General features: G+C 61.4%; 1 protein-coding gene. It reads right to left on the reverse strand.

Annotated features, from left to right (window positions below; translation table 11 throughout):
* Window positions 1–329 (reverse strand): transposase (locus tag AB3X96_RS42740; RefSeq protein WP_368594439.1); only part of this gene is annotated, 329 nt, incomplete at both ends.

Consider the following 329-nt stretch of genomic DNA (forward strand, 5'->3'; position numbering starts at 1 on the left):
GCACATCCAATTTCAGTGATGCCCTGCTGGAATCCAGCCTTGTAACCACTGTAGTCGTCGCATACCAGTTTGCCCTGCCAGCCAGCGAGGAACGCGCGGGCATGCTCGCCTGCACGGCTGTCGGCGAAGTCGTAGACCACGGCGCGTAACTCACTGTAGTGTGTGGGCGTATACGCCCACAGATACGCGCGGTGAGTCTTGCCTTTGCCGGGACTGAGCATCTGTACCGGCGTCTCATCCGCATGCAGCACACCCTGCTGCAGGATTTCCTGATGCAGCGCGTCGACCAGCGGTTGTAGCTGCACGCCGCACGTACCGACCCATGCGCC

Origin of the sequence: Paraburkholderia sp. BR13439, from assembly GCF_040948805.1 — a bacterium.
Lineage (GTDB): Bacteria > Pseudomonadota > Gammaproteobacteria > Burkholderiales > Burkholderiaceae > Paraburkholderia > Paraburkholderia youngii.